22 protein-coding genes are annotated in these 24,110 nt (G+C 73.2%); 11 read left to right on the top strand and 11 right to left on the bottom strand.

Features of this window, described 5'->3' with window-relative positions; genetic code table 11:
- Positions 1–6 precede the first annotated feature (6 nt).
- Positions 7–843 carry a trypsin-like serine peptidase gene (locus AC069X_RS20355; protein WP_478729999.1) on the bottom strand — a complete coding sequence of 279 codons (837 nt, stop codon included), beginning with the start codon at positions 841–843 and terminating at the stop codon, positions 7–9.
- A gap of 617 nt (positions 844–1,460) precedes the next feature.
- Between AC069X_RS20355 and AC069X_RS20350 the strand changes: the two genes are divergently transcribed.
- Complete coding sequence (locus AC069X_RS20350; RefSeq protein ID WP_478729998.1) at positions 1,461–1,787, top strand: hypothetical protein; 327 nt, start codon at positions 1,461–1,463, stop codon at positions 1,785–1,787.
- A 529-nt stretch (positions 1,788–2,316) separates the two neighbouring features.
- Here the strand turns inward: AC069X_RS20350 and AC069X_RS20345 are convergent.
- Positions 2,317–2,559 (bottom strand): DUF397 domain-containing protein, encoded by a 243-nt coding sequence (locus AC069X_RS20345; protein ID WP_478729997.1) that lies wholly within the window; start codon positions 2,557–2,559, stop codon positions 2,317–2,319.
- Complete coding sequence (locus AC069X_RS20340; protein ID WP_478729996.1) at positions 2,556–3,401, bottom strand: helix-turn-helix domain-containing protein; 846 nt, start codon at positions 3,399–3,401, stop codon at positions 2,556–2,558. The genes AC069X_RS20345 and AC069X_RS20340 overlap by 4 nt, the downstream gene beginning before the upstream one ends.
- Positions 3,402–3,612: 211 nt before the next feature.
- Here AC069X_RS20340 and AC069X_RS20335 point away from each other — a divergent pair, with 211 nt between their 5' ends.
- A complete protein-coding gene (locus AC069X_RS20335; RefSeq protein ID WP_478729995.1) occupies positions 3,613–4,713 on the top strand; it encodes an alpha/beta fold hydrolase in 1,101 nt (366 codons plus the stop codon).
- Between the two features lie 12 nt (positions 4,714–4,725).
- Here the strand turns inward: AC069X_RS20335 and AC069X_RS20330 are convergent, their stop codons facing one another.
- From AC069X_RS20330 to AC069X_RS20320, 3 genes are all read right to left on the bottom strand, one after another.
- On the bottom strand, positions 4,726–5,142 hold the full coding sequence (locus tag AC069X_RS20330) for a PIN domain-containing protein (RefSeq protein WP_478729994.1): 417 nt from the start codon (positions 5,140–5,142) through the stop codon (positions 4,726–4,728).
- Positions 5,139–5,393, bottom strand: coding sequence for a type II toxin-antitoxin system VapB family antitoxin (locus AC069X_RS20325; RefSeq protein WP_478729993.1), 255 nt, complete (start codon positions 5,391–5,393; stop codon positions 5,139–5,141). Before AC069X_RS20325 ends, AC069X_RS20330 begins: the two co-directional genes overlap by 4 nt.
- A gap of 134 nt (positions 5,394–5,527) precedes the next feature.
- A complete protein-coding gene (locus tag AC069X_RS20320) occupies positions 5,528–6,748 on the bottom strand; it encodes an amidohydrolase family protein (protein WP_478729992.1) in 1,221 nt (406 codons plus the stop codon).
- A gap of 154 nt (positions 6,749–6,902) precedes the next feature.
- On the opposite strand from AC069X_RS20320, the gene afsR reads away from it, so the two are divergent.
- From afsR to AC069X_RS20305, 3 genes are all read left to right on the top strand, one after another.
- Positions 6,903–9,980: an SARP-family global regulator AfsR gene (gene afsR / locus AC069X_RS20315; RefSeq protein WP_478729991.1), complete on the top strand. Its 3,078-nt coding sequence runs from the start codon at positions 6,903–6,905 to the stop codon at positions 9,978–9,980.
- A 204-nt stretch (positions 9,981–10,184) separates the two neighbouring features.
- Positions 10,185–10,385, top strand: a complete 201-nt coding sequence (locus AC069X_RS20310; protein ID WP_478729990.1) for a hypothetical protein — start codon at positions 10,185–10,187, stop codon at positions 10,383–10,385.
- A gap of 279 nt (positions 10,386–10,664) precedes the next feature.
- Complete coding sequence (locus tag AC069X_RS20305) at positions 10,665–11,390, top strand: class I SAM-dependent methyltransferase (protein WP_478729989.1); 726 nt, start codon at positions 10,665–10,667, stop codon at positions 11,388–11,390.
- 1 nt (position 11,391) lies between these two features.
- Here AC069X_RS20305 and AC069X_RS20300 read toward each other — a convergent pair whose 3' ends face one another.
- A complete protein-coding gene (locus tag AC069X_RS20300) occupies positions 11,392–13,338 on the bottom strand; it encodes an exo-alpha-sialidase (RefSeq protein ID WP_478729988.1) in 1,947 nt (648 codons plus the stop codon).
- 103 nt (positions 13,339–13,441) lie between these two features.
- On the bottom strand, positions 13,442–15,118 hold the full coding sequence (locus AC069X_RS20295; protein ID WP_478729987.1) for a FadD3 family acyl-CoA ligase: 1,677 nt from the start codon (positions 15,116–15,118) through the stop codon (positions 13,442–13,444).
- Positions 15,119–15,213: 95 nt separating this feature from the next.
- On the opposite strand from AC069X_RS20295, the gene AC069X_RS20290 reads away from it, so the two are divergent.
- From AC069X_RS20290 to AC069X_RS20270, 5 genes are all read left to right on the top strand, one after another.
- Complete coding sequence (locus tag AC069X_RS20290) at positions 15,214–16,365, top strand: lipid-transfer protein (protein WP_478729986.1); 1,152 nt, start codon at positions 15,214–15,216, stop codon at positions 16,363–16,365.
- A gap of 11 nt (positions 16,366–16,376) precedes the next feature.
- Positions 16,377–16,832: a Zn-ribbon domain-containing OB-fold protein gene (locus tag AC069X_RS20285; RefSeq protein ID WP_478729985.1), complete on the top strand. Its 456-nt coding sequence runs from the start codon at positions 16,377–16,379 to the stop codon at positions 16,830–16,832.
- Complete coding sequence (locus tag AC069X_RS20280) at positions 16,829–17,605, top strand: enoyl-CoA hydratase/isomerase family protein (RefSeq protein ID WP_478729984.1); 777 nt, start codon at positions 16,829–16,831, stop codon at positions 17,603–17,605. Before AC069X_RS20285 ends, AC069X_RS20280 begins: the two co-directional genes overlap by 4 nt.
- A gap of 334 nt (positions 17,606–17,939) precedes the next feature.
- Positions 17,940–18,383: an SRPBCC family protein gene (locus AC069X_RS20275; protein WP_478729983.1), complete on the top strand. Its 444-nt coding sequence runs from the start codon at positions 17,940–17,942 to the stop codon at positions 18,381–18,383.
- Positions 18,384–18,455: 72 nt separating this feature from the next.
- Positions 18,456–18,959, top strand: a complete 504-nt coding sequence (locus AC069X_RS20270) for a hypothetical protein (RefSeq protein WP_478729982.1) — start codon at positions 18,456–18,458, stop codon at positions 18,957–18,959.
- 61 nt (positions 18,960–19,020) lie between these two features.
- Here AC069X_RS20270 and AC069X_RS20265 read toward each other — a convergent pair whose 3' ends face one another.
- The 3 genes from AC069X_RS20265 to AC069X_RS20255 all read right to left on the bottom strand — a co-directional run bounded on the left by AC069X_RS20265 (position 19,021) and on the right by AC069X_RS20255 (position 23,008).
- The gene (locus AC069X_RS20265) at positions 19,021–19,515 is read right to left on the bottom strand and encodes a peptidylprolyl isomerase (RefSeq protein ID WP_478729981.1); all 495 of its coding nucleotides are present in this window, start codon (positions 19,513–19,515) and stop codon (positions 19,021–19,023) included.
- Between the two features lie 125 nt (positions 19,516–19,640).
- The gene (gene afsK / locus AC069X_RS20260) at positions 19,641–22,076 is read right to left on the bottom strand and encodes a protein serine/threonine kinase AfsK (RefSeq protein WP_478729980.1); all 2,436 of its coding nucleotides are present in this window, start codon (positions 22,074–22,076) and stop codon (positions 19,641–19,643) included.
- A gap of 125 nt (positions 22,077–22,201) precedes the next feature.
- A complete protein-coding gene (locus AC069X_RS20255) occupies positions 22,202–23,008 on the bottom strand; it encodes a VOC family protein (RefSeq protein ID WP_478729979.1) in 807 nt (268 codons plus the stop codon).
- A gap of 412 nt (positions 23,009–23,420) precedes the next feature.
- Between AC069X_RS20255 and AC069X_RS20250 the strand changes: the two genes are divergently transcribed.
- The gene (locus tag AC069X_RS20250) at positions 23,421–24,068 is read left to right on the top strand and encodes a TetR family transcriptional regulator (RefSeq protein ID WP_478729978.1); all 648 of its coding nucleotides are present in this window, start codon (positions 23,421–23,423) and stop codon (positions 24,066–24,068) included.
- Positions 24,069–24,110: the final 42 nt, after the last annotated feature.

The raw sequence follows: 24,110 nt of genomic DNA, 5'->3' as shown, positions 1-24,110 counted from the left end.
ACGGAATCAGCGCTGGCCGGTCGCCCGCGCGTAGAGCCTGCCCGCGTAGTCGCCGAGCACCGTGCTCGTGGAGACGTCGTCGGTGTCGCCGCCCGTCAGGATGCCGATGATCTTCCCGTCGCGGCCGATCCAGGCGCTGCCGCTGGTGCCGCCCGGGAAATCGGAGCAGTCGAAGCGCTGCTGCCGCTCGCCGGTGCGCACGGCGACGGCCGTGCAGGTACGCGGAACCTTGCGGTCGGCGGGGTAGCCCGTCACCGTGACCTCCTCGCCCGCGCGCCCGGAGGTGTCCAGCGGCGCGCCGCCGGTGACCTCCTCGACGGTACGGCCCTTGGCGTCGGGGGCGAGGCGGGCGAAGGCGAGGTCGTAGTCGTCGTCGGTGCCCTCGGCCCAGCGCTCGTCCTCGAAGACCTCTTCGAGCTTCCAGACCCCGTACGGGGCGGCCCCGTTCGCGTACCCGGGTACGAAGACGGCGCCCTTGCCGGTCGGCTTGCCCTCCATCAGGCAGTGGCCGGCGGTGACGATCATGTTCTTGCCGGGGCTGCGCACGACGGTGGCGGTGCAGAAGTGCTCACCGTCGAGGCCGCCGGTGAACAGCGCCCCGGTGAACGCGGCGGGCCCACCGGGCTGCGGGTTCGCGACGACCGGCGGGGGCGTGGCGAGCAGCGGCTTCGAGGCCTGCGAACGCGCCGGCCCGGTCGGCGAAGCCGAGGGCGCGGCGGACTTGGCACGCACCGGAGCGGCCCCCTCCGGCGGCGGCGCCAACTCGGCAACCGCCGCAGACGCACCCAGCGCCGCCAACGCGCACAGCACCCCTGTCACCACGGACCGCTTGTCCACCGCCATGATCCCTCCCGCTCGCCCTGGCGAGCATGCCCCGTGGGCATGCCAAGGTGCAAGGCCGGACGGTCGGGCGGGGCCGGGTTGGCGGGATTCAACCTGGCCGAATCAGGGAGGGTATGGGGGTTTCCCGTCAGTCCCATCGTCCTTCCGTGTCGTGCCGGTCCCTCAAGGGCGCTCCCTTCGGTCGCGTCGCTACGCGATCGCCTTCGGCGACCCTTGACCGACCGGCCCGCCCCGGAAAGCCGAAAGACTGCCGGGAAACCCCCAAAAGAACGGTCACGGGGCAAGAGCAGGAGGAGCGGCCCCGTCAGCGAGGGGCGAGGGGCCGGGCGCCGCCCCGCCGGGCATCCGGGGCCCCAGAAGTCGAGAGCCGGGACCTGTGGGGCTCTACCCGCACGAAAGGACGACAGGAGCACCCTGCGGACCACCCAGGCGCAGCAGATCGCTACGCGCTCCTCTTTTCTCAGCGTCCGAAGACCGTCCGGGGCTGATACCCGCAGGAGAGGACGAACAGATCGACCTGGGGAGCCGGCGGACGCTACAGATCGCTACGCGCTCCTCCCGGCCAAGCGTCCGGCGGCCGTCTTGGGCTGATACCCGCATGGGAGGACAATGAGCACGTGAGCGGGGAGTACGCGGACCTGGACGGCGTCCTGGGCATCGGCCAGGACACCGAAGGGGTGCCCTTCTACCTGCGCATCACTGCGGGCGAGCTCAGCCACGACCGGAGTGGGGAGGTCTTCGACCACATCCAGGTCATCCGCTTCCAGACGGCTGCGCCCGGCCGTCCGGCGGACGCGAACGACATGTTCGAGACCGACGAGCTGGACCACCTGGCCACCGAGCTGCGTAGCGGCATCCTCGACTGGTACGGCGAGCGCCTGGAGTTCCGCCTCCCCACCCCCGAGGAGCGCGACCTGATCCGCGCAACCACGGGCTGGACCTGAGCGTCAGGTCTCCTGTCGCCCACGGAACCGCACCCGATGCCTCGGACATCGACCTCTGGTGCGGCCATCAGCCCAAGACGCCCGCCGGACGCTTGGCCATGAGGAGCGCGTAGCGATCTGTCGCGCCTGTCGGCTTCCCAGGCTGCTCTGTTCGTCCTCTCCTGCAGGTATCAGCCCCGGACGGTCGCCGGACGCCGGGACGAGAGGAGCGCGTAGCGATCCACGGCGCCCCGGGCCCCCGTCCCGGGAGGCATGGGTCGGGGGCCCGGATGCCCGGCACGCCGGCGCCCGGCCCCTCGTCTCGTCCCTGACACGGCCGCCCCTTCTCCTCTGGACCGTGCCGTTCTTTTGGGGGTTTCCCGGCAGTCTTCGTTTTTCCGCGGCGGGACGGCCTGTCAAGGGTGGCCGAAGGCCATCGCGCAGCGACGCGACGAAGGAGCGCCCTTGACTGGCCGGCCCGACGCGGAAGGACGATGGGACTGACGGGAAAGCCCCATACCTTCTCTGAGACCGCCCCGCCGGAACCCCGTCAGCCGGTGACGCCGCCGAGGAAGGCCGTCCAGGCCTCGGGGGCCAAGGCCAGCTCGGGGCCGGCCGCCACCTTGGAGTCCCGGACGTGGACGGCCTGCGGGCAGGCGGCCACCTCGACACAGTTGTCGCCGTCGCTGCCGCTGTACGTCGACTTGTGCCAGGAGAGGGCTACTTCGACGCAGTTGTCGTTGTCGCTGCTGCTGTAGCTGCTCTTGAACCAGTGCAGATCAACATTGCTCATGGCGTCCCTCGCGTTCTCTCCAACAGGCCCAAGGAGTCAGCCGGGTTGAGAGCCTGCGAACGCAGTTTGGCATATCGCCGCTGGAGGATGCTGACCTCTCTGGGGTCCGAGATGAGGACGCCGGTGCGCTGGCCTTCGCTGTAACCGAACCACTGATGGTCGGGGGTCTCCAGGAGGCAGATGGGGCCAGCGTGACCGGCATGCTCCGACTGATCCCTCGGCATGACCTGAATCGTGACATTGCGCAGCCGACCCATCGCGATGATGTGCTCGATCTGCTCCCTTATGGCCCCATCCCCTCCAAACCTGCGATCGAAGACCGCCTGCTCGACGATGAAGCTGAACGAGGAGTTGGGCAGGTCAAGGAAGATACGTTGACGATCGAGCCGAGACGCCACCTGACTCGCCATCTCTTCGTCCTCCAGGGGCGGAACTCGCTCCGCCATCATTCCCCGCGCATACCCCTCCGTCTGCAACAACCCCGGCACCATCCGGCACTCGTACGTGTACAGGCTCAGCGCCGTCGGCTCCAGCAGCGCCCACTTGCGGAACCACGACGCCACCCGCCGCGGCCGGGTCAGGTACTGGGCCGCGCCCTTGACCGCCCCGAAGCAGTCGAGCTGCTCCTCCACCAGCTCCACGAACCGTTCACTCGGGTAGCGGCGGGTCTGCTCCACCGAGCCGACGTACTGCGCGGAGTAGCCGATCAGCTCGCCCAGGCCCTCCTGGGTCAGGCGGGCGCGTTTTCGGAAGGCCTTGAGGACCGCCGCGAAGCTGCGGAGGGCCCCGTTCGGGTCCTCGAAGCCCTCTTCCTCTTCGGTCTCACAGCCGGCGTCGTCCACACGCTCCACCTCTGACACCCCCAACTCACGCACCTCCGCGCCATGTTCAGGGCAGCCCCTCCCCCCGGACCAGTACCTCCACTCGTACAACGCGGCCAGTAGCAGCAGCTCGGTCGAATCCGACCACCCTCGATCACCAACGGCCTTTACAAACCACCGCTTTCACGTAAGCTCCCCCTCAACAGCCAAACAGTGTCCGGGGGAAACAGTAATGCTGATCACGACCACCATCGCCACCACCACCATCGCCACCGCCGCCGCCCTCACCGCCCCCCTCGCCGCCCTCCTCGCCCACCGCGCCCTCCGCCGCGCCGCCAACGCGCGCCTGATGCGCATCGAGACCCCGAACGGCATCGACGAGCAGGGGTTCATCCGCATCGGCGGGATCGACCAGTGGATCTCCATCCGGGGCGAGGACCGGGCCAACCCGGTGCTGCTGGAGATCCACGGTGGTCCCGGTGCGGCCAACTCCCCCTACGGCGCCCGCACCCGGTCCTGGGAGCGGCACTTCACCCTCGTCCGGTGGGACATGCGCGGCGCCGGCCTCACCTTCGCCAACGGCGGCGCGCCCGCGCAGGGCGGGGAGGCCACCTTCGAGCGGCTGTACTCCGACGCCCTCGAAGTCACCCACCACGTCCGCGAGCGCCTCGGCGTGGACCGGGTCGTGCTCCTCCCGAGCTCCTTCGGCACCGTCTTCGGGCTCCGCCTGGCCCGCAACCACCCCGAGCTCTACTCGGCGTACGTCGGCACGGACCAGAACGTCCTGGAGGCGGGCCGGGGCACCACCGCGTACGACGCCACCCTCGGCCGGCTCCGGGCGGCGGGCAAGACCAAGGACCTCGCGACCGTCGAGGCCATGGGCCCGGACCCGCGCCGGTGGACCCCGGAGCAGCGGACGGCGTACGACAAGCTGTGCGCGGGCAGCGACCCGCTGACGCTGGAGACCGTGAAGAAGGTGGTCCTGGGTTCGATGTGGCTGTCGCCGCTGTACCGCCTGCGCACGATCGCGGCGTACTTCAGGGCGCAGTCCTTCTCGGAGTCCGTCACCCCCGGCTCCCACGACATCGACGTCTGGGCCGACGGAACCCGCTTCGACGTCCCGTTCTTCGTCTTCCAGGGCGCCCAGGACGTGATCACCCCGGCAGCCCGCGCGAAGGCGTACTTCGACGCGGTCGAGGCCCCGGTCAAGGCGTTCGCGCTGATCGAGGACGCGAGCCACTTCGCGGCCCTGCGCCACCCGGACCGCTTCCTCGACCTCCTCCTGACCCACGTCCACCCGGCCGTGACGGCGACCCGCGCATCCACCGCCTGACCGCCGGGTGCGTCAGTCGGCCGTGCCGCGCGGGACGACCCACCGCATCGGCTGGCCCGTGACGGCGGCGATCATGTCGTAGTCGCCGTCGTAGTGCAGGACGGTCGCACCGTGCATTTCCGCGGTCGCCGCAATGACCAGATCCGGCACGGACACCGCCTTCCAGGTCCCCGCCTCGATCAGCAGAGCCTGCACCTCCATGGCCCGGCCCCAGGCTTCGTCGTATGTGGCGAGCCAATCGAATCCGCGCAGCTCTTCACGGATCTCCCGAGCCTCGGCCGCTCCCCGCGCGCTGTACAGCACCTCAAGCTCGATGGCGCCACAGAGGGCGAGGAGACCCTGGACATGCAGGGGCTCGACCACCTTCCGGACAGCCGGTTTCGGATAGCGGGCCAGCGCGGACTTGTCGATGAGGAATCGCGTGCTCATGCAGCCTTGTCCTGCATCGCCGGGGCCGCGGGTTCGGCAGGGGCGACTTCGGGCTCTTCCGGACGCTCGACCGGGCCGGTGAGGTCGGGCAGCCGCCCCTCGGCCAGGCGGGTGAAGAACGCCTCTCGCTTACGACGCTTGACCACGTCTTCAAGTGCCGCGTTGACCGTCGCGACCTTCGTCTTCGTGCCGAAGATCTCGGCGGCCTCCGCCAGCAGGGCGTCGTCCACGTCGATGACGGTTCTGGCCATGATGACCTCCTCGGCGCGCGGGGCGACCTGCCTCCGCTCTACTCAAACGATATCAAGATCGCCATCATGAGATATCGTTTCCGCAGCCGCAGGCAGGCGACCCCTCCCCCACCCCTACGCACCCCTACACCCCCCTACGCCCCCGCCCAGAGCCCCTCCGCCGTGAGCCCCAGCAGGTCGATGGCGTTGCCGCGCACGATGCGGTCCACCGTCTCCGGGTCCAGGTGGCCCATCTGGGCCTCGCCGACCTCCCTCGACTTCGGCCAGGTGGAGTCCGAGTGCGGGTAGTCCGTCTCGTAGAGGACGTTGCCCACCCCGATGGCGTCCAGGTTGCGCAGCCCGAACGCGTCGTCGAAGAAGCAGCCGAAGACGTGCTCCGCGAAGAGCTCGGACGGCGGGCGGTGCACCTTGTCGGCGACTCCGCCCCAGCCGCGGTTCTCCTCCCAGACCACGTTCGCGCGCTCCAGAATGTAGGGGATCCACCCGATCTGGCCCTCGGCGTACATGATCCTCAGGTTCGGGAAGCGTTCGAACTTGCCGCTCATCAGCCAGTCGACCATCGAGAAGCAGCAGTTGGCGAAGGTGATGGTGGACCCGACGGCCGGCGGGGCGTCCGCCGAGGTGGAGGGCATGCGGGACGAGGAGCCGATGTGCATGGCGATGACCGTGCCGGTCTCGTCGCAGGCCTCCAGGAACGGGTCCCACTCGTCGGTGTGGATCGACGGCAGCCCCAGGTGCGGGGGTATCTCGGAGAAGGCGACCGCGCGCACGCCCCGGGCGGCGTTGCGGCGCACCTCCGCCGCGGCCAGGCGCGCGTCCCACAGCGGGATCAGGGTCAGGGGGATGAGGCGGCCGCCCGCCTCGGGCCCGCACCACTCCTCCACCATCCAGTCGTTGTAGGCGCGTACGCCGAGCAGCCCGAGCTCGCGGTCCTTGGCCTCGGTGAAGGTCTGACCGCAGAAGCGCGGGAAGGTGGGGAAGCAGAGGGCGGACTGGACGTGATTGACGTCCATGTCGGCGAGGCGGTCGGGAACCGAGAAGGAGCCCGGACGCATCTGCTCGTAGGTGATGACTTCCAGCTTGATCTCGTCACGGTCGTACCCCACCGCGGTGTCGAGGCGGGTGAGCGGCCGGTGCAGGTCCTCGTACACCCACCAGTCGCCGATCGGGCCCTCGTCACCCTTGGCGCCCATGACCGGCGCGAACTTGCCCCCGAGGAAGGTCATTTCCTTCAGGGGGGCGCGGACGATCCGGGGGCCGGTGTCGCGGTACCTGGACGGGAGCCGGTCCCGCCAGACGTGGGGGGGCTCAACCGTGTGGTCATCCACCGAGATGATCTTGGGGAAGTTCTCCATGCGCTCCACCGTAGCGCTGAACTGACGAACCGTCAGCTATTCCCGCCGTAGTCGCACTTCGGCCAGGAGCGGATGGCTCCGCTGCGGGCTGACGTGTGCGCGCAACACAGGGCAGACTGACCCTTAAACCGACGGAAGGCAGGGGGGACGACAGATGGACGGCGACCCGCCCATCCCGCACCAGCGGAACCACCCCGTCGCGGCCCGGTCCCGCGACGGCGCCGGTACACCGCCGCCCGGCACCGCCGCGCCGCAGACCGCCGCGGCCGGCACCGCCACGCCCGCGACGCCCGGCACACCCCCCGCGCCCGCGCCCGGCACACTCCCCACCCCCACCCCCGCCGACAACCGCTTCGCCGTCCTCGGCCCCGTCCGCGCCTGGCGCGGCGGCGAGGCCCTGGCCTCCGGCAGCCCCCAGCAGCGCGCCCTGCTCGCCGTCCTGTTGCTGCGCGACGGCCGCACCGTCACCGCGCCCGAGCTGATCGACGCCATCTGGGGCGAGGAACCCCCGCAGCAGGCCCTCGCCACCATCCGCACCTACGCCTCCCGGCTGCGCAAGGTCCTCGAACCCGGGCTGCTCGTCAGCGACGCCGGCGGCTACGCCATCCGGCTGCGCCACCAGGAGGCCCTCGACCTCGGCATCGCCCGCAGCCTCGCCGCCGACGCCGACAAGGCCCGCGCCGCCGGGGACCGCGCCCTCGCCCGGACCCTGCTCGCCCGCGCCCTGGAGATGTGGGACGGCGAACCCCTCGCCGGGGTCCCCGGCCCCCACGCCGAGACCGAGCGCACCCGCCTGTCCGAATGGCGCCTCCAGCTGCTGGAGACCCGCCTCGACCTCGACCTGGAAGTCGGCCACCACGCCGAGGCCGTCTCCGAACTCACCGCCCTCACCGCCGCCCACCCCCTCCAGGAACGGCTGCGCGAGCTCTTGATGCTCGCCCTCTACCGCAGCGGCAGGCAGGCCGAGGCCCTCGCCGTGTACGCGGACACCCGCCGCCTCCTCGCCGAGGAGCTCGGCGTCGACCCGCGCCCCGAGCTCTCCGCCCTCCAGCAGCGCATCCTCAACGCCGACGCCGAACTGGCCCGCGCCGAGGACCCCGCCCCCGCCGCCGCGCCCGTCACCGTGAGGCCCGCCCAGTTGCCCGCCACCGTCCCCGACTTCACGGGCCGCGCCCCCTTCGTCGCCGAGCTCGGGGAGATCCTCGCGGGCGCCGACGGGCAGGTCATGGCCGTCTCCGCGCTCGCCGGCATCGGCGGCGTCGGCAAGACCACCCTCGCCGTGCACGTCGCCCACGCCGCCCGGCCGCACTTCCCCGACGGCCAGCTCTACGTCGACCTCCAGGGCACCGAACCCCGCCCCGCCCTCCCCGAAGCCGTCCTCGGCTCCTTCCTCCGCGCCCTCGGCACCCCCGACAGCTCCATCCCCGACTCCCCCGCCGACCGTGCCGCGCTCTACCGCTCCATCCTCGACGGCCGCCGCGTCCTGGTCCTGCTCGACAACGCCCGGGACGCCGCCCAGGTCCGCCCGCTGCTGCCCGGCACCGCCGGCTGCGCCGCCCTCGTCACCAGCCGGGTCCGGATGTCGGGCCTCGCCGGGGCCCATCTCGTCGACCTCGACGTGATGAGCCCCGAGGAGGCCCTGCAGCTGTTCACCCGCATCGTCGGGGCCGAACGGGTCGGCGCCGAACGGCAGGCCGCCCTCGACGTCGTCGGCGCCTGCGGCTTCCTGCCGCTCGCCATCCGCATCGCCGCGTCCCGGCTCGCCGCCCGCCGCACCTGGACCGTCTCCGTCCTCGCCGCCAAGCTCGCCGACGAACGCCGCCGCCTCGACGAGCTCCAGGCCGGCGACCTCGCCGTCAAGGCCACCTTCGAGCTCGGCTACGGCCAGCTGGAACCGGCCCAGCAGCGCGCCTTCCGCCTCCTCGGGCTCGCCGACGGCCCCGACGTCTCCCTCACCGCCGCGGCCGCCGTCCTCGACCTGCCCGAGCACGACACCGAGGACCTCCTGGAGGCTTTAGTCGACTGCTCCCTGCTGGAATCCGCCGCGCCCGGCCGCTACCGCTTCCACGACCTCGTACGCCTCTACGCGCGTGCGTGCGCCGAACGCGACGAGCAGGCCGGCGGCCGCGAGGACGCCCTCGACCGGCTCCTCGACTTCTACCTCGCCACCGCCGCCCGCGTGTACGCGGTGGAACGCCCCGGGGACCGGCTCCCCGCCCACCTCAGCGAAACCCGCCACCCCGGCCTCGTCCTCACCGAACCCCGCGCCGCCCTCGACTGGCTCTTCACCGAGGCCGACCCGCTGCTGGCCTGCGTACGCCAGTCCGCCGGCCGGCCGGGCGCCCTGCGCCGCGCCGTGGACCTGCTGTGGGCCGCCAAGGACCTCTCCGAGTCCGGCGCCAACTCCAAGCAGTACGAGTCGGCCGCGCTGACCCTGTGCGAGGCCGCGCGGGCCGCCCGGGACCCGCGTGCGGAGGGCCGGGCCCGCACCACCCTCACCATGGTCCACCTCTTCGCCGGCCGCTTCGCCGAGGCCGACGACCAGGCCCGCCAGGCCATGGCCCTGGCCCGCGAGGCCGGCGACCCGCTGCCCAGCTGCTGGGCACCCAACGACCGGGGCATCATCGCGCTCTACCAGAACCGCCACGAGGACGGCGAGCGCTACCTGCTGGAGGCCATAGAGAACTTCCGCGCCGACGACAACCACATCGGCGAGGCCAGCGCCCTGTGCAACCTCTCCCGCATCCACGTCGGCCTGGGCCGCCTCGGCAGCGCCATCGACCTCGCCCGGCAGGGCATCGCCGTCTACGACCGGATGGGCCTGACCCTGCGCCTGGCCAACGGCCGCTACGCGCTGGGCATCGCCCTCACCCAGGCGGGACGGCTCGGCGAGGCCCTGGACCAGCTCGGCGAGGCCCTGTCCCTGTTCCACGACAACCGCCAGCCGCTGTGGGAGGGCGTCACCCACTTCCGGCTCGCCGAGGCGCACCTGGCGGCGCTGCGGCCCACCCTGGCCGCCAAGCACGCCGAGCAGGCGATCGCGCTGCGCGGCATCGGCGGGGAGTGGCGCCGGGCCACGGTGCTGACGGTCCTGGGCAAGGCGCTGCGGCGGCTGGGCCAGCCGGACCGGGCGCGGGCCTGCTGGCGGGACGCGGAGACCGTCTTCGCGCAGCTCGGCTCGGCGGAACTGGCCGAGGTGCGTGCCCTGCTGGCGTCGGAACTGGCGGCCTGACCGGCGCAGGCCGCCCCTGACCTGGGCGGTCGGGGGCCGGCCCGCCGATGGACGGGGACGTTCATCGTTCGTTTATCGCCGCGCGCCACCATGGACGCATCGACCCGGCGCTTCGGGGGGCTACCGGGCCGGCTGGAGGACTACCCGTTCGGCGGTCCACGGGGGAACCGCCGAACGGGCCCGACACACCACAGGAGAACCGAGATGACGACGAACGAGAACAGCCTGCCGCTCGACGGAGACATCAGACCGTTCGACAACCACGCCTCGGGTGCCGAGATCGACCCGCGGGAGCTTCCCGCGGAGCCGCCGGTGGTGAAGCCCGGGGAGACCCAGCTCGACGGCCAGTCCTCCGGCGAGGAGATCGTCTCGCTGGACAACCACGCGTCCGGTCCGCGCCCGTAACACCGGGAGCAGGGCACGGCGTACGGGGGAAACGTACGGGGGACCTACGGGGGACGTAGGGGGAATGCGTACGGGGGGCCCTTGAGCGGTCGTACGGGGGACGTACGGGGGAGCCGCTCGGGGGGCGTACGGGGGAAGAACGCGAGGACGGACGGCCCACGGGGGATTCGGGGGAATTCGGGGCCGTCCGCACGGGGGGAAGGAGCGGCGGTCGCGGTGGCCGGAGGGGGACCACCGCGGCCGCCGCGTTTCCGTGCGCGGACGCCGTAGGGTGTGGGCGTGTTCACTCCTCAGGGACCGACTCTGCGCGAACTGGCCGTCCAGGCCCTCTCGTCCGTGGAGCACGGCTACGACCTGCTCGCGCCCAAGTTCGACGGGACGCCCTTCCGCACGCCCGACCGGATGCTCGACGCCGTCGAGGAGGCCCTGGCCCGGTGGGAGGGCTCCTTCGGGTCCGGTCTGGACGTCTGCTGCGGTACGGGCGCGGGGCTGGGGATGCTGCGCCGGCTGTGCCGGGACCGGGTGACCGGGGTCGACCTGAGCGCGGGCATGCTGGCGGAGGCCGGGCGGGCGCACCCGGAGGGCGTGGACCTCGTACGGGCCGACGCGCTGGCGCTGCCGGAGGCGCTCGCGGACTCGTACGACCTGGCGGTGAGCTTCGGGGCCTTCGGGCACTTCCTGCCGTCCGAGCGGCCCGCCCTCTTCGCGCAGGTGCACCGGGCGCTGCGGCCGGGCGGGGTCTTCGCCTTCCCGGTGGGCGCGCCGGTCCCGCCGACGTCGCCGCTGTGGTGGGCGGTGGCGGGTTTCGACGCGGTGATGCGGGTGCGGAACGCGCTGTGGCGGCCGCCGTTCGTCATGTACTACCGCACGTTCCCCTTCGGCCCGGTCCGCGGCGACCTGGTGTCGGCGGGGTTCACGGTGGAGACCGTGCCGCTGGAGCACTTCGGCCGCCGCGAGGACGGCAGGCCGCGCTGGCGGCTGCTGCTGGCGCGGAAGGCCGGCTGAATCACCAGGTGCGGTCGAAGGGCAGGTGGACGCGCTGCCGGTCGGTGACGTCGTGGCCGGCGCGGAGGCGGGCCAGGTCGTTGCGGGAGAGCGCGCGGCCGTAGAGGCGTACGTCGTCCAGGGCGCCCGCGTAGAAGGCCTTGTAGTCGGGCTGCGTGCCGAGGTGGATGGTGAAGGCTCCGGCGGGGCGGAAGTCCATCTGTTCGGGGGCCAGTTCGGTGCCGGCGGGCGGGTCGCCGTCGACGGAGAGTTCCAGGCGGGTGCCCTTGCGCTGGAGGGCGACGTGGTGCCAGCCGTCGTCGTCGGTGCGGGCCGGTGAGGTGAGCGTGACGGGGCCGGTGCCGGCGTTGACGGTGGCCTGGAGGCGGCCGGTGGCGGGGTCGGCCTCGACGCGGAGCTGCTTGGCGGCGGGGCCCTGGCCGTAGGCCCAGATCAGGGGCTGGGGTGTGCCGCTGTCGCGGTCCTGGCCGCGGGTCTTGTACTTGACCCAGGCGGTGACGGCGAAGTCCCCGTCGCCGATGCGCAGTTCGTCGGGGCAGTTGATCAGGCGGAGGAAGTCGTCCTTGCCGTCGAAGCGCATGGTCTTCCCGCCGTCGGGGCGGTTGCCGGACCTGGGGGCGCCGTGGACGACGGGGTGGTTCTGGAAGGGGGTGGCGTCGGTGGTGTGGCGGGGGGTGAGGTCCTCGGTGGCGGCCCGGAGCTCGTGGGGGCCGAACGCGGTGAACTTGATGTAGCCGTGCGGGGTGCCGTTGGCGGTCTCGTAGAGCAGGCCGACGCGGCCGCCGGGCAGGACGGTCATGTCGGAGTAGCCGGCGCGTTCGCGCAGGACGACGGCGCCGCCCTTGGACCAGGTGCGGCCCTCGTCCTTCGAGGTGCGTACGGCGAGGGTCCAGCGGTCGGAGAACTCGGCGCCGGGACGGCTGGGCGCCGACAGCAGCAGGGGTCCGCCGGGGAGCTGGAGCACGGATCCGGAGGCGGGCGGGGCGGGGAGGTCGGCGACGGGGGCGAAGCCGGGTTCGGGGACGGTGGGGGCGGCGGCGTCCTCGATGATCGCGGCGACGCGGTGGTCGGGGGTGCCGCAGGTGGCGGTGGAGCGGGCGTTGACGTAGATGCGGCCGTCGGGCAGCTGCGTGAGGGCGGGCTCGTTGGGGGCGGGGGTGCCCTCGGGGGCGCCCCAGCGGGCGCCGGCCAGCCAGGTGAGGCCGCCGTCGTCGCTGTAGAGGAGCTGCGCGCCCGATTCGTTGGTCTCGGTGCGGTAGTCGGCGCTGACGACGAGCCGGCCGGGGCGGTCGGGGCGGGTCGGGGTGAGCTGGATGCCGTGGCCGGGGCCGACGGAGACCCAGGCCCAGTCGGCGCCCTTGAGGTGGGGCTGCGGGGCGGGGTCGGTGGTCCAGCCGGCGCCGTCGTCGGTGCTGTGGGCCAGGCGCAGTTCGCGGGGGCCGCGTACGCGGTTGCCGTCGGCGTCGGGGATCCAGGTGCTGTAGGCGTGGAGGAGGGTGATGCGTCCGGAGGCGGAGTCGACGACGGGCACGGGGTTGCCGTAGGCGCCGGGGTCGCCGGCGCCGCGGATGACCTGCATGGGGCCCCAGGTGCGGCCTTCGTCGGTGGAGCGTTTGAGGACGATGTCGATGTCGCCGATGTCGTTGCAGCTGGCGGTGCGGGCTTCGGCGATGGCCAGCAGGGTGCCGTCCTTGGTGGTGATGAGCGTGGGGATGCGGTAGCAGTCGTAGCCCTCGGTGAAGGCACTGAAGGGGGCGGAGACGGCGGCCGTCAGTCCGGGCCCCTTCTTCGCGGCGGACCCGCCGCCCTGCTCGCCGTCGCCGGCGGTAGTGCCGGGCAGCAGGAGCAGGGTGGTGACGGCGGCCAGGGCGGCGACGGCCCCGGTGGCGGCCCAGGCCCGGGCCCGGGCGGACCGGCGGAATCGGACGACTGTGCGGTGCGCGCTCACCCGTGCAGGCTAACGCGGTGCGCGGGGAGCGCGGCCGAGGGTGCTCCCGGGGCGTGTCGGGGCGCGCCCGGGAGCGGGCCGGCGTGCCCGGCCGCGGCGGGGGTCAGCGTTTCCTGAGTTCCGTCTTGAGGACCTTGCCGCCGGCGTTGCGCGGGAGGGCGGCGACGAACTCGACCTCTCTGGGGACCTTGTAGTTGGCCATCTCGCGCCGTGACCAGGCGATGAGGTCGTCGGCGGTGAGGGTGGAGCCGGGGCGGCGGACCGCGTACGCCTTGCCGACCTCGCCGAGCCGCGGGTCGGGGACGCCGACGACCGCGACGTCGGCGATGTCCGGGTGGAGGCCGAGGAGCTGCTCGATCTCGGCGGGGTAGGCGTTGAAGCCGCCGACGATGAACATGTCCTTGATCCGGTCGGTGATGCGCAGGTTGCCGGCCGGGTCGAGGACGCCGACGTCGCCGGTGCGCAGCCAGCCCTCGGGGGTGATGGCGGCGGCGGTGCCCTCGGGGTCCTCGAAGTAGCCGCGCATGACGTGGTGGCCGCGGACCAGGACCTCGCCGGCCTGCCCGGCCGGGAGGGGGGTGCCGTCGGGGGCGGTGACGCGCACCTCGGTGTCGGGGATGGCCCGGCCGGAGGTGGCGGCGACGGTTTCGGCGGGGTCGTCGCGGCGGCACATGGTGACGATGCCGCCGGCTTCGGAGAGCCCGTAGGCGGTGAGGACGGTGGCGATGCGCAGTTCGGCGCGGAGCCGTTCGACGAGCCGGAGGGGGACGACGGCGGCGCCGGTGACGACCAGGCGGAGCGCCGACAGGTCGTGGTGGTCGCGCTGGGGGTGGTCGAGGAGGGACTGGTGCAGGGTGGGCGGGCCGGGGAGTACGGAGATCCGTTCGGCGGCGATGTTGGCGAGGGCGGTGTCGACGTTGAAGACGGGCTGGGGGACCATCGTGGCGCCGCGCATCAGGCAGGCGATGATCCCGGCCTTGTAGCCGAAGGTGTGGAAGAAGGGGTTCACGATCAGGTAGCGGTCGCCTTCGCGGAGTCCGGCGAGTTCGCTCCACACGGCGTAGCAGCGCAGGGTCTGGGCGTGGGTGATGACGGCGCCCTTGGGGCTGCCGGTGGTGCCCGAGGTGAAGATGATGTCGGAGGGGGTGCCGGGGCGGATCGCGTCGGCGCGTTCGCGGACGGTGCGGGCGGGGACGGTGTCGCCGCCGGCGAGGAAGTCCTTCCAGGTGCGGAAGGAGTCGGGGGCGTCGTCGGCGAGGACGACGGCCTGGTCGAGGTGGGGCAGCCCGGGGAGCGGGCCGGTGCCGGGGCCTTCGGAGGCGGCGCGGCGCAGGGAGGCCACGTAGGAGGTGCCGAGGAAGGTGCCGGTGACGAACAACAGGCGGGCGCGGCTGCGCCGCAGGACGTAGGCGGCTTCGGCGCCCTTGAAGCGGGTGTTGAGGGGGACGAGGACCGCGCCCGCGGTGACGGCGCCGAGGGCGGAGACGATCCAGTCGAGGGTGTTGGGGGCCCAGACGGCGACGCGGTCGCCGGGTCGGGTGCCGGCGGCGATGCAGGCGGCCGCGGCGCGTTCGACGCGGGCGCCGAGTTCGGCGTAGGTGATGCGGGTGCGGCCGTCGACGACGGCCTCGTGGCCGGCGTACCGCTCGGCGGCGTCCCGTACGAGGGCGGCCACGGTGCCCCAGCGCAGGTCGCCCCGGGGGTCGGGGGTGGCGGGCGGGGCCGTTCCCGTGCCCGGGGGGTGCTCTCCGACGCCGTCCGCGCGCGTGTCCTCGTACATCCGCCCGCCCCTCCCTGGAACCCAGTAGCTGACTATCCGTCAGATTAGCTGTAGCCTTCGCGGCTGTCAGTACTGGTGCATACCCGGAGGTGGCGATGGCGGCAACGCTCAAGGACGCTACGGCAATCGTCGGCATCGGCCAGACCGCCTTCGCCAAACGCCTGCCGGCGTCCGAGAAGGAACTGGCCTGCCGGGCGGTCCTCGCGGCCCTCGCCGACGCGGGCATCGCACCCGCCGAGGTCGACGCCTTCGCCTCCTACACCATGGAGGAGACCGACGAGGTCGAGGTCGCCAAGGCCATCGGCGCCGGCGACGTCACCTTCTTCTCCAAGGTCGGCTACGGCGGCGGCGGTTCCTGCGCCACCGTCGGCCACCTCGCCGCCGCCATAGCCGCCGGCCAGGCCACCGTCGGCGTCGCCTGGCGCTCCCGCAAACGCGGCTCCGGCCCGAGACCCTGGAAGAACACCGCCGTCCAGCTGCCCACCCCCGGCCAGTGGACCCGCCCCTTCGGACTGCTGCGCCCCGCCGACGAGATCGGCATGCTCGCGCGCCGCTACATGCACGAGTACGGGGCCACCCGCGACCACCTCTTCAACGTCGCCATGGCCTGCCGCAACCGGGCCAACGAGAACCCGGCCGCGATGATGTACGAACGCCCGCTGACCCGCGAGATGTACATGACCTCCCGCATGATCAGCGAGCCCCTCTGCCTCTTCGACAACTGCCTGGAGACCGACGGGGCGCTCGCCTGCGTGATCGTCTCCGCCGAGCGCGCCCGGGACTGCCGGCAGAAGCCCGTCTACGTGCACTCCGCCGCCCAGGGGCTGCCCGCCCAGCACCACGGGATGGTCAACTACTGGAACGACGACCCGCTGTCCGGCCCCGCCTGGACCGCCGCCCGCCACCTGTGGAAACAGGCCGACTTCGGCCCGGCCGACGTGGACGTCGCCCAGATCTACGACGCCTTCACCCCGCTGATCCCGCTCTCCCTGGAGGGCTACGGCTTCTGCGGGCGCGGCGAGGGCGCCGCCTTCACCGAGGGCGGCGCCCTGGAGATCGGCGGCCGGCTGCCGGTCAACACCGGCGGCGGCGGGCTCAGCGAGGCCTACGTCCACGGCTTCAACCTGATCAACGAAGGCGTCAAGCAGCTGCGCGGCACGTCCACCGCCCAGGTGCCGGACGCCGCGACCTGCCTGGTGACGGCCGGCGAGGGCGTCCCGACGTCCGCGATCCTGCTGCGCGCGTGAGGAGCCGAACCATGAGCACGACCCCCGCGTCCGCCGACGCACTGCTCCTGCCCGTCCCCGACGAGGACGGCGCCCCCTTCTGGGAGTACGCCGCCCGCGGCGAACTCCGCGTCCAGGCCTGCACCGCCTGCGGCCGGCTGCGCTTCCCGCCCCGGCCGTGCTGCCCGCACTGCCAGTCCTTCGACAGCGAGTGGCGCCCGATGAGCGGCCGGGGCCGGATCTGGTCCTGGGTGCGGCCGCACCCGCCGCTGCTGCCCGCGTACGCCGCGCAGGCCCCGTACAACGTCATCCTCGTCGAGCTGGCCGACGCCCCGCACATCCGGCTGGCCGGGAACCTGGTCGCCTCGGCCGACGCCCCGCTGAACTCCGTGGCCCCGGCGCGGCTGCGCATCGGCGCCCGGGTGCAGGTGGTGTTCACCGAGACCGGCGGGATGAGCGTGCCGCGCTGGATCCTGGAGAAGGCGTGACCCTGCGCGTGGAGCGGGACGAGGCCGCCGGGGTCGCCGTCGTCACCCTCGACCGGGAGCACCGGCACAACGCGGTCGACCTGGAGACGGCCGCCGCGCTGGCCGGGGTGTGGCGGGAGCTGCGCTTCGACGGGGACGTGCGGGCGGTGGTGCTGACCGGCGCGGGCACGGCCGCGTTCTGCACGGGGATCGACCGGTCGGCGCGGGTGCCGCAGCCGGAGTCCCCGTACTCGGCCGACGACCCGCTGGTCGCGATCGGGCCGAAGGCGAACGACCTGTGGAAGCCGGTGGTCGCCGCCGTCAACGGCATGGCCTGCGGCGGGGCGTTCTACCTGCTGGGCGAGTCGGAGTTCATCGTCTCCTCGACCGGCGCCACGTACTTCGACCCGCACACCTCGTACGGGATGGTCAGCGCCTACGAGGCCGTGTACATGGCCCAGCGGATGCCGTTCGGGGAGGCGGCCCGGATGTCGCTGATGGGCACGGCGGAACGCCTCTCCGCGCGGCGGGCGTACGAGATCGGGCTGGTCTCGGAGCTGGCGGAGCCCGGGGAGCTGCTGGAGGCGGCGCTGCGGTCGGCGCGGACGCTGGCGGGGCTCCCGACGGAGGGCGTGCAGGGCACGGTGCGGGCGCTGTGGTCGGCGAAGCAGGCGGCGCTCCGGCAGGCGCTGGACCAGGCACCGGCGCTGATCGCGCTGGGGAACCTCCCGCCGGAACGGCAGGCGGAGCTCTTCGCGTCCCGGCGGCCGGGGACGGAGTTCCGGCTGCGCTGACCGGCGGGGGCGGACCGGCGGGGCCCACGGGCGGGGACGCACAGGCCCAGCCCGGCCCACGGGCGGGGACGCACAGGCCCGGCCCGGCCCACGGGCGGGGACCCGCGGTCCCCGGCACGCCCCGGTGTCCCGGGGGCGCCCGACGTGTCGGCATTCACCACCCGAAACCCGGAACGCGCTCCTCCATTCTCTGCGCCACCAGCGAAGACACCCTCCGGCCCGTGCTCCGCCGGCCCAAACCGTGGTTGCATCCCGAGCACCGAACCCGGCGGCCCACCGCACCACCCCGCGTCCCTTCGGTGGCAACGAACCACCCGACAGGAGCACGCCACCAGTGCGCACCATCTGCACCGAGATCACCATCGACGCGACCCCCGAGGAGGTCTGGTCGGTCCTCGCCGACTTCCCCCGCTACTGCACCTGGAATCCCTTCATCCGGGAAGCCGCCGGCGAGGCGGTCCCCGGGGAGCGGCTCACCCTGAGGATGTACCCGGAGTCGGGGAGGCCGACGACCTTCCGGCCGATCGTCCGGGTCGCCGTCCCCGGCAGCGAGCTGCGCTGGCTCGGGCACTTCCTCGTCCGCGGCCTCTGCGACGGCGAGCACTACCTGCGCCTGTCCGAGGGCCCCAACCGCACCACCCGGCTGGAACACGGCGAACGCTTCCGCGGGCTGCTGGTCCCCTTCCTCGGCAGGCTCCTGGACGGCACCGCGCGCGACTTCACGGCGATGAACGACGCCCTGCGCGCCCGTGTGGAAGCCGCCCGCGCCACGTCCTGACGCGCCCGGCGTGCGGCCCCCGGGAGCCCGACGTAGCGTCGGGCTCACCACCCCTACCCCGGAGGGCCGGGCATGATCCGCAACGCAATCGGCTCGCTCATGGGTCTGATCGGAGCGACGGCCGCCGTCTGGAGCCCCTTCCGCGCCTGGTACGACGGCCGCCTCGGGCGCGACTACCGGATCGAGGAGCTGTTCTCCGGCGCCGGCGTCACCGACGACGGGGCCGCGCTGCTGGGCTCGCTGCTGCTGCCGAACCTGTTCGCGGCGCTGCTCACCCTGCTCGCCGTCGTACGGCGCTCGCGGCTGCTGATGGCGCTCGCCGGGGTCGTCGTCCTGGGCTTCGCGGTGCTGTGGACGGTCCGCCAGGGCCAGGCGGCCGGCGGGCTGTCGGTCGGCGTCGAGGGCACCGGCATCGGCGTCGGCGTCGGCACCGCCTTCGGCGCGGGCGCGCTGCTCCTGCTGGCGGCGGCCGTCATGCGCGGCCGCCCCCGCCGCGCGCGGCGCGAGCTGCCCCACGACACGCTCGACCCGGCGGACCCGCAGCGCTGGACCCCGAGCCCGTCGCAGGACCACTGAAACGGCGGCGGCCCCGCACCCCGGCGAGGGGGGCGGGGCCGACCGGTGCGCGGAGGGGGGATCAGCCCTCGACGACGCCGGAAGCGGCGATCTCGATCTTGGCCCGGGTGGAGCCCGACGGGGTGCCCAGGGACTCGATCTTGTCGACGACGTCCTGGCCCTCGACGACCTCACCGAAGACGACGTGCTTGCCGTCGAGCCACGAGGTGACGACGGTGGTGATGAAGAACTGCGAGCCGTTGGTGTTGCGGCCGGCGTTCGCCATCGACAGCAGGTACGGACGGTCGTGCTTCAGGTCGAAGTTCTCGTCCTCGAACTTCGCGCCGTAGATGCTCTTGCCACCGGTGCCGTTGTGGTTGGTGAAGTCACCGCCCTGCAGCATGAACTGCGGGATGACGCGGTGGAAGCCGGAGCCGGCGTAGCCGAAACCGTTCTGGCCGGTGGCCAGCTGGCGGAAGTTCTCGGCCGTCTTCGGGACGACCTTGTCGAAGAGGCTGAAGACGATGCGGCCGGCGGGCGCACCGTCGATGGTGATGTCGAAGAAAACGTTGCTCATGGGTCCCATCCTGTCACTCCCGGTGCGGAACGCGACCCGGAGGGGCCACGGACCCGCCGGTCGGTCGTGCGCGCGAAGGCCCCCGCCGGGTCCGGCGGGGGCCTTCCGCGGTGTTCCGGGGGAGGTCAGCCGCCCGTCCGGGTGCCCGTGCCCTTCGCGGCGTCCAGGGCGTAGACGCAGCGGTCCTTGCTGCACGCGTACACCACGCCCGCCTCCGCCACCGGGGCGCCGGTGATCTCGCCGCCCGTCGCCAGCTTCCAGCGGAGCTGGCCGCCCGCCGCGTCCAGGGTGTAGAGGCAGTGGTCGGCCGAGCCGAAGTGGACGCGGCCGTCCGCGACCACCGGCGGGCCGGTGATCTCGCCGCCCGCCGCGAACCGCCACTTCGGGGTGCCGGTCACCGCGTCCAGCGTGTACAGGGCGCTGCCCGCGCCCAGGTGCACGCTGCCGTTCGCCACCAGCACCGGGTCCCCGGCGGGGCGCGGCTCGGTGGCGATGCGCCAGCGGTCCTTGCCGGTGGCGGCGTCCAGGGCGTAGACGGTGCCCAGGTAGTCGGCGAGGTAGACCCCGCCGCCCGTGACCGCCGGGCCGGGCGCGAAGGCGGGCGGGGCCAGGAAGACCGCCGGGGCCTCGAAGTGCCAGCGGACCCGGCCCGACGCCCGGTCGACGGAGAGCACACGGGTGCCGGCGGCGACGTAGACGTTGCCGTCGGGGGCCGGGGTCACACGGACCGGGACGTTGCCGCAGGAGGCCGCGTCGCCGACCGGGTACGACCAGGCCTCCTGGCCGGAGCGCGCGTCCAGCGCGCGCAGCCGGGCGTCCTGCCAGACGTAGACGGTGCCTTCGTGGAGGACGGGGGCCGCCTCCGGGGTCTCGAAGTCGGACTGGGCGCCGCTGAGCTCCCACAGCTTCTGGCCGTTGGAGGCCTCCCAGCCCTGGACCCCGCCGCCGCGCGTGGCGGTGATGACGGTGCCCCGCTCGGCGCGCAGCGCGTACACCCAGGCGTCGGCGTTCAGCCGCCACCGCTCGGAGCCGTCCTTCGCGTCGAGGGCGAACAGGGACGGCCCGTCGGAGGCGTGGATGCGGCCGTCGGCGACGGCCATGGACCAGGCCACGTCCCGCGTCTTGAACTGGCGCCGGCCGCTGCCGACGTCCAGGGCGTGCACCTCGAAGGAGGTGACGTACAGCAGGTCGCCCGCGACGGTCGGGGTGCCCCACACCTCGTTCGACATGCGGAAGCGCCACGGCCGCCAGCGCCCGCTGTCCGGCGACGGCCCGGGGGCCGGTACCGACGGGGTCGCCACCGGCGCCACGGCCGACGCCGGGGTGCCGGCCGGCGGGCGCACCCAGCCCGTCGCCGAGTCCGCGGCGGCGTGCCCCACCGGGGCGGAGGCCGTCGCGCGCGGCCCGGGCCCGATCGGCACCGGCGAACCGGCGAGCCGTACGGGCATCCCCGGCATCGAGGACACCGGCACCGGGGCGGCGCCCCGGACCGGAGCCGGGGCCGGCACCGGAGGCGGGGTCAGCGGCGGCCGGTCCGGGCGCGGCGGCAGGGCCTGGCCGGTCCGCGGGTCCACCCACGGGTCGGCGGCGCCGCGCGGGGGCCTGCGGTGCGTGGACGGGCCGGGGGGCGGCGCCGGGGAGCCCACGGGGGCCGGGGTGGTCCCCGTACGGTTGCCCGCGCGGCGGCTCTCGATCATCGCGACGGCCCGCTCCGGCAGCCACGCCGAGGCCGTCCCGCTGTCGTCGCCGCCGTCGAACAGGTGCGGGGCCAGCTGCGCCTGGAGATCGGCGGGGGTCGGGCGCTGGGTGGCGTCCATCTGCATGCAGGAGTCGATCAGCGGCCGCAGCTCGTCCGGCAGGCCCTCCAGGTTGGGGCCCTCGCGCAGCAGCATGAACACCGTCTCGACCGGGTTCGCCCCGTGGTACGGCGGGTGCCCGGTCGCGGCGAAGACGAGGGTCGAGCCGAGCGAGAACACGTCGCTGGCGCCCTTGACGCTGCGCGAGTCCTTCGCCTGCTCGGGCGACATGTACGCCGGGGTGCCGACGGCGACGTTCGTCATCGTCAGCCGGGTGTTGGACACCCCGCTCGCGATGCCGAAGTCGATCACCCGGGGGCCGTCCTCGACGACCAGCACGTTGGACGGCTTCAGGTCGCGGTGGACCAGCCCCGCGCCGTGGATGGACTGCAGCGCCTCGGCGATGCCGGCCGCGAGCCACCGTACGGCCTGGGCGGGCATGGGCCCGCACTCGTTGACGATCTCCTCCAGCGAGGGCGCCGGGACGTACGCGGTCGCCAGCCACGGCACCGCCGCACGCGGGTCGGCGTCGACGACGGCCGCCGTGTAGAAGCCGGACACGGCGCGCGCCGCCTCCACCTCGCGGGTGAACCGGACCCGGAACAGCTGGTCCTCGGCGAGTTCCGTCCGCACCGTCTTGATGGCGACCCTGCGCCCGGACGCCGACCGTGCGAGATAGACCAGCCCCATGCCGCCGGCGCCGAGCCGTCCCAGCACCTCGAAGGGGCCGATCCGTCTCGGGTCGTGCTGCGTCAGCTGCTCCACCACTCGCCTCCACTACCTCCCCGTACGGGCCCCTGCCGGACCCGCTTCCACCCGTGCGCGGCTGCCAAGCACGCGCGCACCGGTACGACCCGATTCTGTCAGGCCCGCGCCTGGTCCGGCCCCGGCTACGGGTGTGCGTTCGCGCGCGGCTCCGACAGGAGGGCGAACACGGCCCCTTGATTGTCGGCGACGACCGCGATCCGCCCGTACGGCGTGTCGAACGGATCGGCCGTGACGCGTCCGCCGAGCCGCTGCACCGTGGCGACGGCGCGGTCGCAGTCGGGGACGGCGAAGTAGACGAGGAAGTGCGCCGGCATGATCTCCGGGAAGGCGTCGGTGATCAGGCTGCGGCCCAGGACGGCGCTGTCGGGGCCGGGCGCGCTGCCGGGCGGGGACCAGACGCGGTACTCGACGCCGGTGTCGGAGTCGTCCTGGTCCTGGGGGACGTAGCCGAAGACGTTGGCGTAGAAGACGTCGACGGCGTCGCGGGCCCGCGTGTAGACCTCCGCCCAGCAGTACGTGCCGGGCTCGTCCTGGGCGTCGAAGCCGTGGTGGGTGCCGGGCTGCCACAGGCCGAAGACGGCCCCGCCGGGGTCGGCGGCCATCGCGGCGGTGCCGTACGGGCCGACGGGCTGCGGGTCCATCACCATCTGGCCGCCCGCGGCACGGATGCGGGCCGCGCAGGCGTAGGCGTCGGAGGTGTACAGGTAGACGCCCCAGACGGTGGGCATGCGGCCGTCGGGCTTGGGGGCGAGGGCGGCGACGTTGCGGCCGCGGCTGTAGGCCTGGGTGTAGTGGCCGTACTCGGCGCCGGCGGGGTCGGCGAAGGTCCACCCGAAGAGCTCGCCGTAGAAGCGCTTGCCCGCCTCGACGTCCGGGAGGGAGGCGTCGACCCAGCAGGGCGAGCCTTCCGCGAATGCGGCTGCGGCCATGGGGCGGGTTCCTTCCGTCGTGCGGGTGGTGCGGGTGGTGCGGGTCCTGCGGGTGGTGCGGGGTGGTGCGGTTGGCGCCGGGTCGGGTGGGTGGTGCGGGGTCGTGCGGGTGGTTGCGGCGGCGCCGGTGGTGCGGGGGTGCCGGTCGTGCGCGGTAGCTTGGTGGGCTTGTCCCGACAGCGGGTGTTTCATGCCCATGAGCCATGTTCCGCCCGAAAACTTGTCCACAGCCTGTTGATAAGACTATTCGGGGGATAGCGCCCGGTACGGCCGGGGCACCCCCGCCCCGCACGACGGCCGGAACCCGCCGCCGGAGCCCGCGCGAGGGGCCTCCGGGGCAGGTCGGCGGCCCCGTAACCCCATTTGCAGGCGGCCGAATAGCGCGCCGATCCCCCCTCGGTAAGCTGACGGCATGACAGGACAAGTACGCACCGTCGACGGGCGTGTCGCCGGCCGGCGCGGCCAGGCGACGCGGCAGAAGCTGCTCGACTGCCTCAGCGAGATGCTCAGCTCCTCGCCGTACCGCGACGTCAAGGTGATCGACGTCGCGCGCAAGGCCGGTACCTCCCCCGCGACCTTCTACCAGTACTTCCCGGACGTCGAGGGTGCCGTCCTGGAGATCGCCGAGCAAATGGCCACGGAGGGCGCCCAGTTGACGGCGCTCGTCGAGGGCCGCAACTGGGTCGGCAAGGCCGGCTGGGCCGCCGCCGAGGAACTCGTCGAGGGATTCCTCGAGTTCTGGCGGCGCAACGACGCGATCCTGCGGGTCGTCGACCTCGGAGCCGCCGAGGGCGACAAGCGGTTCTACAAGATCCGCATGAAGATCCTGAACTCCGTCACCAACTCCCTGACGGATTCGATGAAGGAACTCCAGGCCAAGGGCAAGGTCGACAAGGACCTCAGCCCGGCGGCGATGGCCGGCTCGCTCGTCGCCATGCTCGCCGCGGTCGCCTCGCACCAGAAGGGTTTCCAGACCTGGGGCGTCAAGCAGGCCGAACTCAAGCCGAACCTGGCCCTGCTCGTGCACCTGGGCATGACCGGCAAGAAGCCGACCAGGTGACGGCGGACCCCCTGGAGGGTCCGCCACAGCCCCGCCCGGCCC

Source organism: Streptomyces sp. NPDC043896, from assembly GCF_056435605.1.
Note: the sequence above shows the minus strand (reverse complement) of the source record. Positions and strands in the feature narration are given on the sequence as shown.